This window comes from Undibacterium sp. Ji50W, assembly GCF_049340445.1.
Classification (GTDB): domain Bacteria; phylum Pseudomonadota; class Gammaproteobacteria; order Burkholderiales; family Burkholderiaceae_D; genus Undibacterium.
The window spans coordinates 112,666-129,215 of sequence record NZ_JBMPOX010000013.1 but is presented as its reverse complement, the minus strand read 5'-3'; the positions used below and the strand labels follow the sequence as shown (position 1 = coordinate 129,215).

Here is a 16,550-nt window from a genome sequence, read left to right as displayed (position 1 = left end):
AATGAACAAAGCTGAAGCCATCCAGATCGCCAACGATTCCCTGCAAGCCAACGTCCTGAACGACGGCAACACCCAATTCTCACAAGTCGTGCGCTATGGCAATGACGAAGGCTGGTGGCTTAACATCCCCCTGACCAACTTCAGAAAAGAAAACCACTTCCTCATCTGTAGCGAAAAAGCCAAAATCATCCGTCACCTGATGATCAAAGCCAACAACATCCTCAGCCCCGCCACAAAGTTCCGCGTCAAGGACGGCATCGCCGACATCTTCATCTCAGCCGGCAACCCCAAACGCCTGACCGATGTGCTGCAAGGCGGCAGCAAGTACAGCTTTAATAAGCATTTGGTGGATGAGCATAGGTACTGAGATTAGTGTGACGGATTCCCCAAAGGGTTTTTGTTTTTCTAATTCACATGTTCGATTTTATGGTTTCGGTTAATAAATTATTAAATTTTGAGGTGGTTTGGCTTTGCAACGTTCTACTACCCCGGATGAACTGGAAAAACTCTGTCTGACCAATACCGCCAGCTAGTGGCCCGCATGAACCGCATCATTTGTGAAACGTGGCAAGACACGGTGTATCGTTTGGGTACCTTGAGGAAAGGCTATTTAACGAATTAAGTTTTGCCAGCGTTTAGGTATCGTTAGCTTTCGCTCGGATCTGTGGGTCCTAGAGTAAGTTCAGTTTGAACCTGTATATCCTGATTGGCGCGCCAGGCAGCCTTATTCCCTAAGCGATTTGGAACTTGTTCCAGTTTGTTTCTATCGCGAAGACGATAGAAAACTTCCTTCATTGTATTTTCCGATTTTATGCCGGTAATTTCTCTGCCGGTGGAATTGGAAATTTCATCGTGCTTCTCTAGGTATTCCATCACAAGCTGTTCTGGTGAGCCGAGGCTCTCATGGCGCAATATTACAAGTACTGAGTCATCTTTCTCGGAAATAATTGGTTTTTTAAGACGTAATTTATCCATTGCCTCAAAGGTTGTACGCAAGCCTTCGCCTACATCCTTATTTGGTGGATTTTTGAATTTGTTTACCAGCCTAACCAGCTTAGGGTTTCTAGCGAACTGTGTCTTTGTGATTTTTTCAATTGTTACATGACCCGGCAATCTACCCGGGCTTTCAACTTCAATTCGATTGTCAAATATCCTGATTTGCACATCTGCGGGTATGCTGTAATCTCGGTGCAAAACCGCGTTTGTAACGACTTCATGAAGCGCCTCTTCCGGATATTCGATGGGTTCCATACCGTCAGGGCCAAGTTTTTTAATATCCTCAATTAATTTTTTGCAGTGATCGACTGCGTCGAAAATTAATGAGTAAATTGGGCCCTCCACTGTCATTGGATCAAATGCAAGGAAGTCGCGTTCCCCCTCATTTTTTGTTTGGTAACGGAGAATTTTGATGGCTGATCGTTTTGGAAGTATTGTCTGGGGCTGGTCTGAATACAATAACACTCCAGCGACCGTAACTTTTCCATCCAGGTAAACTCGCTGTTTTGTAAGCCACTGGTCTGGCTCACTTGACGGTATAATTTCTAGGAGAAATTCAAGAGTTATCATCGAATTGCCGACTTCTTCGATTGATGCTGGAGTTAGTTGGTCTTCAAATGTTTTTATTCCTTTGTCATACTTCAACCTCTCTAATGCGGCTTCACCGTCTACTGGAAGGTTTTGCGCCCCTCGCCGAACATAAGTTTTCCCGTTGGAGGCTTGCAAAATTTCCTGGGTTTTGAATGTAGTCAAACTCAGCACTAGTCCGTTAGCCCCCTCAGCCTCCAGAAAAACTGCTTCGTAATGATTAGCAAGGGGAGTCATTTTCTCCAGTACTTGGAAAACAGCATTAGCCGCCTCTTGATTTGGGAATCCTGACCAAATGCGAATAGCTCCTTCATCGCTTTCTGCCTCCTCAATACCGACATAGATTTCACCTCCGCTGGTGTTGCAGAAGGCAGCTATCGTCTTTGTGAGGCTAGCTGGTGAAATTTCTGAGCTTTTCAGATCTACAAAGTGGGATTCTTCTATTCTCAAGAGATCTGAATATTGTGCCTGGGTGATTTTCTTAAGCGGAATGGCCATGATATGGTTTGTCTGATTTTCCGTCGTTGGAGATTGTAGTGTAATCGAGAGTTACTCATTAGGCAATAAAGCAATGTGTTCATGAATTGATTAAGTTGCATTAGCGTAGGTTTAGAATTGACTCATAAATCTCTCGGATATTGATCGGGGCTGTAGTCGCTTTTCACCAAGGTTGAGCTAATACAACAGTTCCGCAAAGTTAGAGTCGTTCAGCATCCAGCCGAGCAATTCCAGTTGGCATGATGTAGGTACCGTACACAGCCAATTTCGTTGGTATGCGGTAACGCACGGGCATTTGCGCAATGACTCCGGCGGCGTCCTGCGCGCCTTGATGTATGGAGTTTTGGATATCGATTTCATTGTTTCTGTCTCATCCGCTTAAATTCTTCATAGCGTTTATTGGCTTCGGCGTCGCTGTTCTTATAAACGATATTTGGGATTGCATTGCTATTTCCATCCAGGCCGGGAATTGCCTTTATTGATTCTGCCCAATGTTGCGTGGTTTGGAGTGTGCGCACAAATGGTTTTAGGTATGCATCAAGTATGCCTTTGTCTGGTGTTTCGATTTCGCGCGTAAGGGATTGCAGGTAGTTGCCTTTGACGGACGATTGCCAGTCAATCGAAAAATCGGCGCGAGAACACAATTCGGTATGAACAAGCAGCATAGTTCTTCCATTACCATCAAGAAATGGATGGCCCCAAGCGAACATGCCCATAACAGTACCGGGTTTTGTCTGCATGGTCTTTGCGTCATTTCCCAATTCAAGCCCCCATTCAACTGCGCGGCGGCATAACTCGGCTGCTTCAAATTGAATGTGTTGGCCTTTGCTAATTAAGCGCCCAACTCCGAGCATGTGACGGTCCTGGCCAGACCACGGGTAAAACTCGCCGAAGAGTATTTGATGGACCTTGAGGAAGTGATCGTATGCTATCGGCCCATTGATAGCTTTTAGGTAGGCAATTGCGTCTTCGAGATTTGCTTCAAAGAAGACATGCTCTTGAATTTTGATGATCTCTGAATTTTTAAGTTTTTCAATGTTGCGAAGGTATCCGGCTGTTTCATAGTCGCCGAAGGGATCAAACATTTGCTGTTTCTTTCAGATGATTGGTAATTAGCCTGGCCAGTTGCTGGCCATCGATCAAATGTTGCTTTTTCAGGGTGATTAATAGTTTGCTGATTTGATCTAATTGAACGCTGTCGCCTGATGCTTGAGTCACTGCTTCTGCCCAATCGTCCAGTCCTGAACGAGCATAGGCTACGTTATGTGCATTGGCGAAACGTTGGACAAATTCTGATACGCCGGTTGTCGGGAGCTTATCCAGCTCTTTCGGCATGGATGTAGGCGAGGCATTCTTGGCATGGTGTGAGGTATTGGTATACTTCAGTATGTATGGGGCAATGTTCAGTTTTCGCGAGATGCTACGCTGCTCGGTATTGACGTGGCAAATCTGTTGCGCGCCATTGGATTCGATGCGGATAACTTTGGCTTTTATGCCTAATTTTTTAAATGCTGCTTCTACAATTTTCTCGATAGTATCTAGCAATTGAGGAATGCCCTGAGAGTCTTGTCTGGACTTGGCATACATGCCTGAACCAATGCGTATCAAATGGCCATTGCTTATCAGCGTTTTAAGAGACTTGCTTAATTGAGATGCGCTGCCTAAAGAGCTAAGCTCAGAGCGCAACACTATTGGACTTGAGCTGTGATCAATTGATGTCTGAACTCGTTCTAATAGTTTCATTTTCTGGCCTTAATCTGATCAATCAAGTGAGTCCATTCTTTCATGAAAGCCCTTTTAAGTCAAACACTTACGGGTTTTCAAGCGCTGCTTTTGGGTGCTTGTTTGTTGTCAAATAGCGGGTCTTGGATAATGCTTGAATGGAATTTATTGAAGGGTTTAGATACACTAATCTTTTGCATATACGCATGAAAGAAAAGCGCTTTGAAAAGCAAAAAGGCCCTCACATGGAGAGCCTTACGAATGCTTTTGGTGCCGAGAGCCGGAATCGAACCGGCACGCCTTGCGGCGCGGGATTTTGAGTCCCGTGCGTCTACCTATTCCGCCATCTCGGCAACGCAGACCGAAATTATGACAGAGCTGTCAAATTTTTGCAAGCGGCGGCTGATTCTGCTGCTTTAGGTTCCTGTTCAGGGGGTCATGTCGGGGCGTTCAAATTTGACGTTCCGGCGCCACATGGCGGGTGTGGGGAAGCGTTTTTGTACGATGCGCAGGTAGTACCACAGGCTGAAGGCGACGATGGCCAGGCTGGTGCTGTTGGCCATCCAGAAACCGGCAGCGCCGTGCAGGAAGGCGGGGCTGATGTGATAGGGGTCCAGACCGAGGATAAAGCCGCCGCCCAGGCCGCAGCCCCACAGGGCAAAGGCGTACAAAATAGTGGGGACGATGGCGATTTTATAGGCCCGCAGGATGAAGGCGGTGGTGACCTGTATCGCATCAAAAATCTGGTACACCGATATAAAGGTGAACAGGGGCAGGGCGGCGGCAATGATCAGTGGGTTGGATGTATAGGCGTGCAGGATCAGGTCGCGGCTGAACCAGATGATGACACCTATCGGCACGGCCAGCATGGCCGCCAGGATGATGCCGGCATTGCCGGTGACGCGGGCTACCTGCATTTGTTTGGCGCCAATGGCTTGTGCTACCAGGGTGCCGGTGGCGCTGGCGATGGATAGCGGCAGCATGTACAAAATGGTGCCGAAGTTGGCGGTCAATTGGTGGCCAGATACGGCCACTTCGCCCAGCCTGGCGATAAACAGGGCCATGAAGGCAAAGGCGGTGACTTCGATCAGGTAGCTTAAACCCATGGGGATGCCAAGCTTAAGCAGGCTGCGCAGGGCTTTCCAGTTGGGTTTGACAAAGCCACTGCCAAACAGGGCAAACACATCGTAATATTTAACGTGCTTGAGCATGAGCCAGCCGGTCAGCAGCATCAGCCAGGCATTGACGGCGGTGGCTGCGGCACAGCCGGGGCCGCCCATGGCAGGTATGCCGAGGCCACCAAAAATGAACAGGGTATTGAGCGGAATCTTGATCGCCAGTGCTGCCAGTTGTATCGCCATGACCATTTTGGGGCGACCCACTGCATTATTGAGCGCACCATAGATGCGAAAACCCAGTGTGGCGGGCAGGGCGATGGCCAATATCTGCAGGTATTGCGCGGCCTTGTCATTCAGTGTTGGCGAGGCTTTGGCGATGGATAGCAAGCCATTTGGAAAGAGCAGTATCAGGCAGCCTATGCAGGCCAGGAAAAGGCCCAGCCACACGCCTTGTTTGATTTCTGCGCCTATCTGTTTGAACTTGCGTGCGCCAAACAATTGGCCGACGACGGGGGAGATGGATTGCAGTATGCCGTTGAGCCCAACAAAGATGCTGACGTAAATCGAGATGCCTATGGATAGTGCCGCCAGGTCAGTCGCTGAAAAGCGCGAGGTCATGGCGGTGTCGATCACCCCGTTGCCCACCACGGCCATCTGGCCCACCATCATGGGCCATGACAGTGAGGCGATGCGTTTGATATTGCCGCTGAGGGTGCTGGGGTGTTCGAATTTCATGACTATTTACGCTGGTACAGGGTAAATACTTCATCGTTGTCGGCGGCGCGGTGACCGAACCAGATGGCAGTCCATTCTTCGGGTTTGTATTCGGCTGGCAGCGCCAGTTCCTGATCCTGGCCTTGAGTCTGGGCTTGGGCCTGAGCCTGATGGTCACGTTTACTGTTTTGTATCAGCAGCAAGCGGCAGTTGGTGTCAGAGAAGCCGGAAAATTTTACTTTGCCAAAATACGCAAATGAAGCGCGTTGTGAGGGACCTATCTGCGCCTGTATGCAGCCGTAGTTGGCTGGCAGATTTTTAGCCAGTTCTTGCGACAGCGGCGCATAACTGATTTTCTGATTGGCCCATGGTAGCCATAAGCTCAGCAACAGCAACCAGCACAAAATCACCCCACCACTGGACAGCACGACGGCGCGCCACAAGACGGCAGGTTGGCGTGATATACGCCAGTACACCAGGCGGAACCAGGCCACGGTGGCGACCATGGCGATCAGCATGACAAAGAAGTTGAAGCTGGTCTTGTAACCAGGGGCCAATATGCTGGCTCTGCCAGCCCAGTTGGCTGGCCAGCCTGTCTGGTCGGCTATCCAGGCAAACCAGATGAAGCCGGCCACGGTGGTAAATACAATGACGGAAAACCAGTCCACCGCATTAATCGCGCTGCGCTTCATGGTCGGCAAGCCAAATGCAGCCAGTATGGCCAGCGGTGGCAATATGGGTAACAGCAGGGCTTCTTCTGATTGGGTGTTGATGACGGTCAGTATGACAAAGCAGACCAGGAAGCTGACAGGTAGTGAAATGTGCAGGGCTTTTTCTTGTTTGCGCCAGGCATAAATGGCCCATGCAGCAAAAGGCCAGGCGGGCCAGCTAAACCAGATGCCATTGCGGAACAGGTAAGCGACACTGTCTGCATTGGGTATATTGAACTGGCGATAATTCCATAACATCCAGGCCTGGTACGGCGAGCTGTCATACGGATGCAGAACGTTGATGGCCGTCAGCCAGATAGCGGCCACCATGCAGGCAACTGGCAGACTGATCAGGGCCAGGTATTGTAGGGGTTGGCGTTGCCGACGGTAAGCGCAGGCAGCCAGCAGGCTGATCAATAAAGCGATGGGCAGCACCCAGCCCCTGGTCAGTACCAGCAAACCGAGGATGACGCCGATTTTGATGGCGGTGCGTTTGCCGGGTTCATCCAGCAGGCGTACACAAAAATACAGGGTGCAGGCGATCAGGGAAATTTGCAGGGTTTCTGCGCTGGTTTCGTGGCTGCGCACCAGCAGGCCCAGGCAGCCCAGATAGATGAGCAGGGCACCGTCAGCCAGGGTGCGGCCAAAGTCTTTGGGTTCGGGCTGGCCACCAAACGCCAGTTTCAGCGGTTGGGCTTCTGGCCTGCGGCCCAGCAAATAGGTGGCATACCAGACCGACAGGCAACCCAGCAGGAAAAAGAAGCCGGTACTAAGGCGGGCAGCCATGGGTTCACCCACCAGCCAGCCAAATAATTTGATGCAGATGGCACCCAGCCAGAATGCCAGCGGGCCTTCTTCGGGCATGGGCAGGCCGACGATGTGTGGCCACAGCCAGTCGGCCAGGGTGCCATGGACCATGGTCCACATGATGCCAAAGCCGGCGGCATCGTCCCCTTTCCACGGGTCGCGGCCTATCAGGCCGGGCAAGATATACAAGAGACACAGGGCGAAGATTCCCCAGCGCGGTAGCGCAACTGTTGCGGCAGCAGGAAGTCGGACTGGCTTCATATCTTAATGATGGAAGGAAAGGATGCTTATTGTAGGGTAAAGCGTTAGTAAAAAAGGCAGCCAGGGCTGCCTTTTTTAATTTAAATCGTGGGGAAACACAGTTAAGCACACATTAACGTACTGTATGGAACATATCAGGCCCCTATGAGGGACTGTAATGCTCGCAAGCTTGCAGACATGCTGTGCCACAAAAAATGTTGGCGGCGCGCTGCCATGTATGCGTGAGTGCGCGGTGTTCCCCCTGCGCCGATTAGCCTTCTGCGATAGAAGTCTTGGAACCGACTTTGCCGAACTTTTGGCGGAATTTTTCAACGCGGCCAGCGGTATCAACGATTTTATGTTTGCCAGTGTAGAAAGGGTGAGATTCTGCAGAAACCTCGATCTTTACCATTGGATATTCTTTACCTTCAAACTCACCTTTGTCACGGGTGTTGATAGTTGAACGTGTGATGAATTTGAAATCGCAAGAAACGTCGTGGAACAACACTTCGCGATAATTTGGGTGGATGCCATCTCTCATGTTTGCCTCAAAATAAGTTAGGTAGCCAATAAGCACTTCGTCGGTCGCCCTGCTTCTTGACCCGATTGCATTATCACTTGCCAAAGGTTAATTAATAGTCTGGATTCTGGATGCCCAAAATGCCAAGCCCATGATTATACAATGAAATTTGGGGATTTTGCGATGGGATGTTGTGGGGGATAGGGGCTTATCGTAGATAAATGTGAGTTGGATAGGTGAGTTTTTACTGAAACAATGTTGTTTATTGTGCATGTTTTTCTCTTTTGCGCCGACAGAATCGAAACAGCTTGCAAGCTGCGCAGTGGACAGGTTGGGATGGGGATGGGTTTCCGACGTAAATTCATCTATCGTTAATCGGCCGAAACCCATCCCCACCCTAACCCTCCCCTTGAAAGGGAGGGGATTTTCTGGTCATTTTTTGTCAGGCACATTATTCCGGACAGCAGTGTGCCTGCGCAGGAGCGACGAATTTGAAGCTACTTTCTTTGCTTGAGCTTCCAGATTCCCTTTGATTTTCCTTGTCGTTCTCTGTGCTGACTCTGTGTCTCTGTGACTCTGTGGTGAGCGGTCTTGAATTTCGTTGATAAACATATTCCAAGCACAAACCTAGGCCTAATTGCTAAAATCCCACCTTATAAACCAAGTCCTGAAGGATAACCATGACGACGAGCTATCTGGGTATGAGTTCGATGTTGCATAGCATTGAAGTCGCCGGGATACTGGCTTTTGCCAGTTCGGGGTTTATTGAAGCCAGGCGCAAGCGCATGGATGTGGTGGGGGTGTTTACGGTGGCCTTCATTACTGCCTTTGGCGGGGGCACACTGCGTGATTTGCTGCTCGACAGACGGCCATTGTTTTGGGTCGAGAATCAGGAATACCCTATTCTCATCTTTGTGATGTCGATTATTGCTATTCCCTTTTTGCGGCATTTACGCAATGCCGTGACAGAAAGCGCGATTGTGCTGGCGGATGCGCTGGGACTGGGTTTGTTCAGTGTGACCGGAGCTTCGCTGGCGCAAGAGGCAGATATGCCGATGTTTGTCTGCGTCATGATGGGGGTCATTACCGGTATTTTTGGCGGGGTCTTGCGCGATATTATCTGTAATGAGATACCACTGGTGTTCCGGCGCAGCCATTTGTATGCGACCTGCGCTTTTGCCGGTTGCTGGGCTTACCTGCTGTTGAACTGGTTGCAGGTCAGCGAGGCAGTGGCGCTGGGGTTTGGGGTAGGCATATGCTTCGTACTGCGTATGCTGGCAGTACGTTTTGACTGGAAGTTACCGGTCTAGTTTTGATTGACCACCAGCCGCATATTGCATGTCTTTTCCGCAGGACGCGGTTTTTTTAATGGTGGGCGGGCGACCAGACCAGCCATGAACATATCTATCATGTCTTCGCCGTGTTGCATCAGGCAATAGGCAAGCGTATCGTACAACCATTCGTTGACGATGCCCATGACATAGGCGTGTAACGCCTGCATGGCGATCCAGGTATCGGTATCGGCATGCAGGGTGCCCTGGTCGACGGCTTTCTGCATCAGTACCTGGATTTTGGCAAGGCATTCGATGCGTTTTTCATTTTCTGCGGAAAAGAAGATCAGTTCACTGTTTTTTTCGCAGCGATGAAAAATGATATTGAATACTTTTTGCTGGCGTTCATTGCTAGTCACCAATTGCAGGAAATGCAAATTCAGTTGTTTGATGCCTGCCAGCGGATCCTGGTGCGGTGCCGATGCAATTTCATTGAGCAGTGCTTCCATGGGCAGGAAGGCGCGGTCACACATGGCTTGGAAGAGGGCGTTTTTGTCTTTGAAGTGCCAGTAAATAGCGCCACGCGTCATGCCTGCTGCCAGGGCAACATCATTGAGGGTTGTGCTGGTCACGCCTTTTTCGGCGAATACTTTTTCAGCAGCGTCGATCAGCGTATTATAAGTTTCCTGCGCTTCTTCTTTGGTCTTTCTGGCCATCTTGTTTCCTTTGCGTGCGTCGCGGATTAATTCACTGATTGATTCGTGGATTAATGATCACTGCGCACAATTTTTTTACATCGTCTCTTCGTTATTGTAAGTGAACTTTACTGTTGCTACGGTAGCCTGGGTCCGAGAGTTCCCACTACTATTAGTGAAATAAGTGCTTATATCTTTTTTCTGCTTTTAAAGCCTGCTTTGTTACGCATTGATACTGGTACAAATAGTAAAAACGGCTCTGTTCTACATCAAATTTGTTGTCTTGCAGCAGAAATTTCTTGTCTGCTTTATACTTGTTTTATTGCTTCGGTATCAAGCGTATCAAACCTGTGGCAGCCCATGAGATCAGGTTGTCATTTTGCGTCTCTAAAATAGATATCGCACTCCCAGTCATGCCGGTGATGCTAATTGCTCTGAATACAGTAGAAATATCTATTTGCTAATTTTCTGACGAACTCTATCGGTGTTTGTTAGAGCCAGATCTTCCCAAAATCCCTGTATTCCTGTAGGGCTGTTAAAAAACCTTATTTACAAACATTCGTGAATGTATATAATAGCACACCGCCTTTCAATTTAGAAGAAAGAATCTCCCATGCGCTCCCCTGCACAATTATCTACTCCGTTTTTTAAGCTTTCATCGATTACCAGCCACATGACTCAGGCCTTGCCTGCCTTGCGTATTGCTGCCGTCAGCCTGCCTTTGCTGGTATTGGCTGCTTGCGGCAAGCAGGGTGCGAATGCAGCGCCACCCGGTGGCATGCCGCCACCTGAAGTGAATGTGGTGACCGTACAGCCACGTAACCTGGGCCTGGATTTTGAATATGCGGCACAAACCGCAGGTTCACGCGAAACGGAAGTGCGTGCGCGTGTTGCCGGCATTTTGGAAAACCGTTTGTATGAAGAAGGTTCCCGCGTCAAAGCAGGCACAGTCCTGTTCCAGATTGACCAGGGTGCTTACCGCACACAACTGGCTTCCGCAGAAGCTGCCGCTGGTGTCGCCGAAGCCAAGCTGAACCAGTCCAAGCGCGAATTTGCGCGCCTGGCACCGCTGGTAGCAGAAAAAGCCATTAGCCAGAAAGAATTTGACGATGCCAAGTCTGCGCTGGAAACAGCAGAAGCCAGCTACAAGCAAGTGCAGGCACAAGTTAATGAAGCCAAACTGAATCTGGGTTATACCCGGGTAGTGGCTCCTATTGATGGTGTCACCGGCATTGCTGCCAAATCCAATGGCAGCCTGGTAACCGCAGCAGATAGTTTGCTGACCACCATCGTCCAGACTGACCCTGTGTATGTCAACTTCAGCGTGCCAGAAGCGGATTACCTGAAATTGAGCAAGGAGGTCGGCGCCGGCAAGATTGCCTTGCCAGGCAAGAAAACCAATAACGGTAGCCTGGCTTTTGATGTGCAATTGAAACTGGCTGATGGCAGCATGTCCCCGGCCACAGGCAAAATGAATTTTGTCAGTGAAAAAGTGAATCCTGCCACCGGTGGTTTTGATGCGCGCGCCCAGGTGCCAAATGCTGACGGTACGTTGCGCCCAGGCCAGTTCGTGCGCGTGATACTCAGCGGTGCTACGCGCAGCGCTGCCATTGCGATACCACAACGTGCGGTGATTGATAGCCCCATGGGTAAAATTGTGTTCACGGTGTCACCAGACAACAAGCTGGTACCAAAACCGATTGAACTGGATGGCTGGTCCCATGGTGAATGGATAGTGACCAAAGGCTTGCAAGGTGGTGACCGTGTATTGGTGGATGGTTTCATCAAGGCGCATGACCCAGGCATGACGGTGACCCCGATAGCGATTACTGCCAAGGCAGCGACGACGCCTGCAGCGGGTGCCCCAGGCGGAGCACAAGGCGGAGCACCTGCCGGCAAGCCAGAAGGCAAACCGGAAGCATCTGCTGGTGCTGCATCCAGTGCAGTGGCTTCTGCACCGGCTGCCAGCGCTGCCAAGTAATAATAAGCTATAACAAGCCAGCAATATGCTCACATCAAGCTGATCTATCCGCTGCATAACGAAGCTAAGGCTACAAGGAATTATTCATGTTCTCAAAATTTTTTATTAACCGGCCGATCTTCGCGACAGTCTTGTCGCTGATCATCGTGCTGGCCGGTTTGGCCGCCTTGCGCGTCCTGCCGATTTCGCGCTACCCGGAGATTTCTCCGCCGGTAGTGAATGTGACTGCAGTATATCCAGGCGCGTCTGCCGAGGTGGTTGAACGTACCGTCGCCGGCCCTATCGAAGAACAGATCAACGGTGTGGAACACATGCTGTATATGGATTCGGTTTCTTCTGCTGACGGTCGGGTATCGATCAACGTCACATTTGAAGTCGGTACCGATCTTGATATTGCTGCGGTTAACGTCAACAACCGCGTACGTCAGGCAGATGCCAAGTTGCCGCAAGAGGTAAGACGCCAGGGTGTGACGGTGTCCAAGAGCTCGTCCAACTTCCTGGTCGTAGCTGCCTTGTTCTCGCCAGATAACCGCTATGACGCGCTGTATCTGTCCAACTATGCAACCCAGAATGTGCTGGATGCATTGAAGCGTGTGCCGGGTACCACCAATATCCAGATTTTCGGTGCCAAGGATTATGCTATGCGTATCTGGATGCGTCCTGACCGCATGGCGCAACTGGGTGTGACGGTTGCCGATATTGCCACTGCGATTACCGAGCAAAATGCGCAGTACGCAGCCGGTAAAGTTGGTGCACCACCAAATAATACCGAAGAACTGACGATGACAGTCACGGCCAAAGGTCGTTTGCTGGAACCGTCTGAATTTGCCAATATCATCGTCAAGTCAGCCAAGGGTGGTTCTGCCATCCGCATTTCTGACGTGGCGCGGGTAGAACTGGGTTCCAAGGATTACAACCTGTATGGTCGCGTCAATGGCCACCCATCCGCGAATATTGGTGTGTTCTTGCAGACTGGCGCGAATGCGCTGGAAACCCGCAAGGCAGTAGAACAAACCCTGAAAGACCTGAAAGCCAAATTCCCTGAAGGCATGGAATATGCCACGCCGTATGACACCACACCTTTCGTGACAGAGTCCATCTCTGAGGTCTTGAAAACCCTGGCAGAGGCCATGGTGCTGGTGTTTATCGTGGTGTACCTGTTCCTGCAAAGCTGGCGTGCGACCATCATCCCGACACTGGCGGTGCCGGTATCGTTGATTGGTACCATGGCCGGTCTGCATTTGCTGGGTTACAGCATCAATACCCTGACTCTGTTCGGTATGGTGCTGGCGATTGGTATTGTGGTTGATGATGCGATCGTGGTACTGGAAAACGTCGAACGTCTGATCAATGAAGAAGGTATGACGCCGAAAGATGCGGCGATTGAAGCGATGCATGAAGTGACTGGCCCGGTGATCGCGATTGTGCTGGTGCTGGTAGCGGCGTTTGGTCCTATCGCTTTCCTTGGTGGTCTGGCGGGCGAATTGTATCGTCAGTTCTCGGTCACGATTTCCATCGCCGTGGTTTTGTCTGGTATCGTTGCGTTGACCTTGACACCGGCCTTGTGCGCGATCTTGCTCAAACCTGGTTCAGAAAATCACAACCGTTTCTTCACCTGGTTTAACGCAGCCTTCCTGCGTCTGACCAAGCGTTATACCGATGGCGTCACCTTCTTCATGAAGCGTGCTGTGCTGGGTGTGGCACTGGTGCTGGGCATGGTCGCATTGACTGGCCTGTTGTGGAAAAACGTACCAGGCGGTCTGGTGCCGGATGAAGATCAGGGTTATTTCATCGGTGCAGCCATCATGCCGGACGGTGCGTCGCTGGATCGTACCGATGCCATGGTGCGTCAGGTTGAATCCATCATGAAAACCAACAAGAACATCGATACCACCTTTGCCCTGGTCGGTCTGGATTTCCTCGGTGGTGGTGGTTTGAAATCTTCTGCTGCAACCATGTTCTTCCCCTTGAAGCCATGGGAAGAGCGCACCCAGTCTGCCCAGCAGATGGTGGGCGAAAGTTATATGAAAACTGGCCGTATCAAGGAAGGCCTGCCTTTGTTCTTTGCCCCGCCTGCGATTCAGGGCTTGGGTCAGACGGGTGGCTTTGAGTTCTATATGCAAAATGCGGGCGAAGGCGGTGTCAAGCGCCTGGCACAACTGTTGCCTTTGCTGATCGCTGAAGCCAACAAGCAGCCTGAACTGGCTGGTGTCAAAACCTTGTGGCAAGCCAATTCACCACAACTGTATGTAGACGTGGACAATGAAAAAGCACGCTCCATGGGCGTGGCCTTGTCGGACGTGTATAACACCCTGGCCGCGACCATGGGTAGCTATTACGTCAATGACTTCAACAAGAACGGTCGTATCTATACCGTGCAGTTGCAGGCAGAAGGCCAGTATCGTGCCAAACCGGACGATATCGGCAGCATGTATGTACGTTCATCCACTGGCCAGATGATACCGGTGCGTGCCTTCACGACAGTGAAGTTCATTACCGGCCCTGATTCTGTACAGCGCTTTAATGCCTTGCCTGCGATTAAATTGCTGGGCAATGCCGGACCAGGCTTTAGCTCTGGCCAGGCGATTGCGGCGATGGAACGTGCTGCGAAGAATGTCCTGCCAGCCGATGTCGTGTACGACTGGGGTGGCGCATCCTTCCAGGAAAAACGTAGCAGCAATGCGGCTGGCCTGGCACTGGGTGCCGGCGTGCTGATGATTTTCCTGATCCTGGCTGCCCAGTATGAAAAATGGTCTCTGCCATTCTCGGTCTTGCTGGCCATGCCTTTCGGTATCTTCGGTGCCTTGCTGGCGGTGTACTTGCGTCACTTTAACAATGACGTGTACTTCCAGATTGGTCTGGTGACCTTGTTGGGGCTGTCGGCGAAGAATGCGATTCTGATTGTTGAATTCGCGGTCATGAAAGTGCATGAAGGCTATGCACCGGTGGCGGCGGCGCTGGAAGCGGCCCGCTTGCGCTTCCGTCCGATTCTGATGACTTCGCTGGCCTTTATTTTAGGTGTGGTGCCACTGGCTTTCTCGCACGGTGCAGGTGCTGCTGCGCGTCAATCTCTGGGTACTGGTGTATTGGGCGGTATGTTGGCAGCGACTTTCCTGGCGATCTTCTTCGTGCCTTTGTTCTTCAAGCTGATCAATGACAGGCGCTTGAAAACCACTGAGCAGGATTTTGAACACCCTGTCCATATTTTGCACAATGCACCTCAAGCAGATGTGAAGGAATAATGATGTCTGGAACAAAATTAGTATTAACGACGCTGGTTGCCAGCCTGGTGCTGGCAGGATGCGCATCGGTCGGGCCTAACTATCAACGTCCGGCCCTGGACACCCCGGCCAGCCTGGGTAACATCGCTACGCAAAACAAGCTGGCTGCGGCTGACTATATCTCCTGGTGGAAAAGCTTCCAGGACCCGACCCTGAACAGCTTGCTGGATGAAGCCGCTGCCAATAACCAGGATCTGGTGCTGGCAGCAGGCCGTATCGAAGAAGCACGCGCCGTGGCGGTGGGTACCAATTCCAACCGCTATCCCTCAGTGGATGCGAATTTGAGTGCTTCCCGCAGCCGCACCAGCGAAAATGCTGGCAAGCTGGGTGCGGGTGCCAACCCGGTCAGCAAGGATTTTCAGATCGGTTTGACAGCTTCCTATGAAGTCGATTTCTGGGGCAAGCTGGCACGTGCCGATGAAGCAGCCCGCGCCCGTTTGCTGGCGCAGGAAGCCAATCGTGGTCTGGTACAAAGCAGTTTGTATGCGAATGTAGCCCAGACTTATTTTAGCCTGCGTGCCGGTGATGCCCAACTCGCATTGGCCGATTCGACACTGAAAACCCGGCAAGAGAATTTGCGCCTGCAACAGAAACGGTATACCGCAGGTGCGGTTGGTGAGCTGGATTTGCATGTGGCTGAATCAGAAACTGCTGCTGCCGAAATCAGTTACGCCCAGGCCAAACAGGCTGTGTCGAATACCGAATCAGCACTGGCTGTGTTGCTGGGACGTTCTGCCACGGCGATTACCCAACCGGTGATTGCCCGCGGTAATTCGATTGATGGCTTGTACCAGCAATTGACTGTACCGTCTGACCTGCCTTCTGATCTGCTGAATCGCCGTCCGGATATTCTGGTGGCAGAGCAGAACCTGGTGGCTGCCAATGCCGATATCGGCCAGGCGAAATCCCAGTATTTCCCTAGCGTGAAACTGACCACCACGGCTGGATATGAATCCCGCGTGTTCCAGGATTTGTTGAATCCGGCTTCACTGTTGTGGAACCTGGGTGCCAGTCTGGCGCAGCCAGTGTTCCGTGCCGGTGCCATCGGTGCGGTAGTGGCCGGTGCGGAAGCACGCAAGACCCAGGCGCTGGCGCAATATGTGCAGGCCGTGCAGGGCGCTTTCCATGATGTCCATGATGCGCTGAACAATACAGCGGCTAACGAGCAGGTGAATGCCGCCAGCGAGCGCCGTGTCGTGGCATTGAAGGATTCGCTGCGTCTGGCCGATCTGCGCTACAAGAACGGCTATAGCAGTTTTCTGGAAGTCTTGAACGCACAAAGGGATTTGTTCCAGGCACAATCCAGCCTGATCGATACCAAGCGCGCGCACCTGTCTTCCATCGTCAGTATCTACAAGGCAGTCGGTGGTGGTTGGACCAAGCCTGAAAGCCTGGCCAGCAAATAAAAT

The 16,550-nt window shown here is 51.2% G+C and carries 12 protein-coding genes and 1 tRNA gene; 5 read left to right on the top strand and 8 right to left on the bottom strand.

Features of this window, described 5'->3' with window-relative positions:
* The first annotated feature begins 1 nt into the window (after nucleotide 1).
* Nucleotides 2-367 (top strand): hypothetical protein, encoded by a 366-nt coding sequence (locus tag ACO0K9_RS18165; RefSeq protein WP_422978290.1) that lies wholly within the window; start codon nucleotides 2-4, stop codon nucleotides 365-367.
* A gap of 278 nt (nucleotides 368-645) precedes the next feature.
* Here ACO0K9_RS18165 and ACO0K9_RS18160 read toward each other — a convergent pair whose 3' ends face one another.
* The 7 genes from ACO0K9_RS18160 to ACO0K9_RS18130 form a co-directional block, all read right to left on the bottom strand.
* Nucleotides 646-2,082, bottom strand: coding sequence for an ATP-binding protein (locus ACO0K9_RS18160; protein ID WP_422987463.1), 1,437 nt, complete (start codon nucleotides 2,080-2,082; stop codon nucleotides 646-648).
* A 356-nt stretch (nucleotides 2,083-2,438) separates the two neighbouring features.
* Nucleotides 2,439-3,167, bottom strand: coding sequence for a Fic family protein (locus ACO0K9_RS18155; RefSeq protein ID WP_422987461.1), 729 nt, complete (start codon nucleotides 3,165-3,167; stop codon nucleotides 2,439-2,441).
* Nucleotides 3,160-3,825: a hypothetical protein gene (locus ACO0K9_RS18150; protein ID WP_422987459.1), complete on the bottom strand. Its 666-nt coding sequence runs from the start codon at nucleotides 3,823-3,825 to the stop codon at nucleotides 3,160-3,162. The genes ACO0K9_RS18155 and ACO0K9_RS18150 overlap by 8 nt, the downstream gene beginning before the upstream one ends.
* Nucleotides 3,826-4,072: 247 nt before the next feature.
* Nucleotides 4,073-4,157 (bottom strand) — tRNA-Leu (locus tag ACO0K9_RS18145).
* Nucleotides 4,158-4,232: 75 nt separating this feature from the next.
* On the bottom strand, nucleotides 4,233-5,657 hold the full coding sequence (locus ACO0K9_RS18140) for an MATE family efflux transporter (protein ID WP_422987457.1): 1,425 nt from the start codon (nucleotides 5,655-5,657) through the stop codon (nucleotides 4,233-4,235).
* A 2-nt stretch (nucleotides 5,658-5,659) separates the two neighbouring features.
* The gene (locus tag ACO0K9_RS18135) at nucleotides 5,660-7,414 is read right to left on the bottom strand and encodes an ArnT family glycosyltransferase (RefSeq protein WP_422987455.1); all 1,755 of its coding nucleotides are present in this window, start codon (nucleotides 7,412-7,414) and stop codon (nucleotides 5,660-5,662) included.
* 250 nt (nucleotides 7,415-7,664) lie between these two features.
* Nucleotides 7,665-7,934, bottom strand: coding sequence for a type B 50S ribosomal protein L31 (locus tag ACO0K9_RS18130; RefSeq protein ID WP_422987453.1), 270 nt, complete (start codon nucleotides 7,932-7,934; stop codon nucleotides 7,665-7,667).
* Between the two features lie 659 nt (nucleotides 7,935-8,593).
* On the opposite strand from ACO0K9_RS18130, the gene ACO0K9_RS18125 reads away from it, so the two are divergent.
* Nucleotides 8,594-9,223: a trimeric intracellular cation channel family protein gene (locus ACO0K9_RS18125; protein WP_422987451.1), complete on the top strand. Its 630-nt coding sequence runs from the start codon at nucleotides 8,594-8,596 to the stop codon at nucleotides 9,221-9,223.
* On the opposite strand, the gene ACO0K9_RS18120 is transcribed toward ACO0K9_RS18125, so the two are convergent.
* The gene (locus tag ACO0K9_RS18120) at nucleotides 9,220-9,900 is read right to left on the bottom strand and encodes a TetR family transcriptional regulator (protein ID WP_422987449.1); all 681 of its coding nucleotides are present in this window, start codon (nucleotides 9,898-9,900) and stop codon (nucleotides 9,220-9,222) included. The genes ACO0K9_RS18125 and ACO0K9_RS18120 overlap by 4 nt on opposite strands.
* 592 nt (nucleotides 9,901-10,492) lie before the next feature.
* On the opposite strand from ACO0K9_RS18120, the gene ACO0K9_RS18115 reads away from it, so the two are divergent.
* From ACO0K9_RS18115 to ACO0K9_RS18105, 3 genes are all read left to right on the top strand, one after another.
* Complete coding sequence (locus ACO0K9_RS18115; RefSeq protein ID WP_422987447.1) at nucleotides 10,493-11,860, top strand: efflux RND transporter periplasmic adaptor subunit; 1,368 nt, start codon at nucleotides 10,493-10,495, stop codon at nucleotides 11,858-11,860.
* A gap of 86 nt (nucleotides 11,861-11,946) precedes the next feature.
* Nucleotides 11,947-15,102 (top strand): efflux RND transporter permease subunit, encoded by a 3,156-nt coding sequence (locus ACO0K9_RS18110; RefSeq protein ID WP_422987445.1) that lies wholly within the window; start codon nucleotides 11,947-11,949, stop codon nucleotides 15,100-15,102.
* Between the two features lie 2 nt (nucleotides 15,103-15,104).
* Nucleotides 15,105-16,547, top strand: a complete 1,443-nt coding sequence (locus ACO0K9_RS18105) for an efflux transporter outer membrane subunit (RefSeq protein ID WP_422987443.1) — start codon at nucleotides 15,105-15,107, stop codon at nucleotides 16,545-16,547.
* Nucleotides 16,548-16,550 lie beyond the last annotated feature (3 nt).

Bases quoted from the DNA above. Each gene is read 5' to 3' on its own strand.
- ACO0K9_RS18110 (WP_422987445.1), top strand. From the start codon at position 11,947: ATGTTCTCAAAATTTTTTATTAACCGGCCGATCTTCGCGACAGTCTTG.
- ACO0K9_RS18135 (WP_422987455.1), bottom strand. From the start codon at position 7,414: ATGAAGCCAGTCCGACTTCCTGCTGCCGCAACAGTTGCGCTACCGCGC.
- ACO0K9_RS18165 (WP_422978290.1), top strand. From the start codon at position 2: ATGAACAAAGCTGAAGCCATCCAGATCGCCAACGATTCCCTGCAAGCC.
- ACO0K9_RS18150 (WP_422987459.1), bottom strand. From the start codon at position 3,825: ATGAAACTATTAGAACGAGTTCAGACATCAATTGATCACAGCTCAAGT.
- ACO0K9_RS18105 (WP_422987443.1), top strand. From the start codon at position 15,105: ATGTCTGGAACAAAATTAGTATTAACGACGCTGGTTGCCAGCCTGGTG.
- ACO0K9_RS18155 (WP_422987461.1), bottom strand. From the start codon at position 3,167: ATGTTTGATCCCTTCGGCGACTATGAAACAGCCGGATACCTTCGCAAC.
- ACO0K9_RS18115 (WP_422987447.1), top strand. From the start codon at position 10,493: ATGCGCTCCCCTGCACAATTATCTACTCCGTTTTTTAAGCTTTCATCG.
- ACO0K9_RS18130 (WP_422987453.1), bottom strand. From the start codon at position 7,934: ATGAGAGATGGCATCCACCCAAATTATCGCGAAGTGTTGTTCCACGAC.
- ACO0K9_RS18125 (WP_422987451.1), top strand. From the start codon at position 8,594: ATGACGACGAGCTATCTGGGTATGAGTTCGATGTTGCATAGCATTGAA.
- ACO0K9_RS18140 (WP_422987457.1), bottom strand. From the start codon at position 5,657: ATGAAATTCGAACACCCCAGCACCCTCAGCGGCAATATCAAACGCATC.
- ACO0K9_RS18160 (WP_422987463.1), bottom strand. From the start codon at position 2,082: ATGGCCATTCCGCTTAAGAAAATCACCCAGGCACAATATTCAGATCTC.
- ACO0K9_RS18120 (WP_422987449.1), bottom strand. From the start codon at position 9,900: ATGGCCAGAAAGACCAAAGAAGAAGCGCAGGAAACTTATAATACGCTG.